The 487-nt window shown below is 64.5% G+C and carries 1 protein-coding gene and 1 pseudogene; one reads left to right on the forward strand and one right to left on the reverse strand.

What is annotated here, in order from left to right:
• Positions 1 to 141: pseudogene (locus ABGA94_RS16025) on the reverse strand (sodium:proton symporter); the annotation flags it as partial.
• A gap of 45 nt (positions 142 to 186) precedes the next feature.
• On the opposite strand from ABGA94_RS16025, the gene ABGA94_RS16030 reads away from it, so the two are divergent.
• Positions 187 to 487 (forward strand): glutamate--tRNA ligase family protein (locus tag ABGA94_RS16030; protein WP_375367784.1); only part of this gene is annotated, 301 nt, incomplete at its 3' end.

Raw genomic sequence — 487 nt, forward strand, 5'->3', positions numbered from 1 at the left:
GCCCGTCGTGGCTACCGCGATCACCACCACGCACAACAGGACATCGCTGGCCTGCAGCGTATCGGCGCGCATGCGCAGGCCGGTCATGGCGAAGAACAGTGGCAGCAGCAGCGTCACCGCGAACGGTTCGACGCGCGCCACATCGATTGGCGTGTGACGGCGCGCACCGGTCGCGCCCATACCAAACTGTTCCAGGCCGAACGCGAACGAGTCAGCCTGATCGTGGCCGATACCTCGCCGGCGCTGTACTTCGAACAGTGCGGCAACCCGGAAGGCAAGCCGGTGGTGATGCTGCATGGTGGCCCGGGTGGCGGCTGCAGCGACAAGATGCGCCAGTTCCACGATCCGTCCAAGTACCGCATCAAGCACGTCGAGCACCAGAACACCGGCAACGCGTGGCCGATCTACCCGATGTACGACTTCGCCCATGCGCTGGGTGATTCGATCGAGGGCATCACGCACTCGCTGTGCACGCTGGAATTCGAAG

The sequence above is a fragment of the Stenotrophomonas sp. 3diitr2024 genome, from assembly GCF_042136455.1.
Lineage (GTDB): Bacteria > Pseudomonadota > Gammaproteobacteria > Xanthomonadales > Xanthomonadaceae > Stenotrophomonas > Stenotrophomonas sepilia.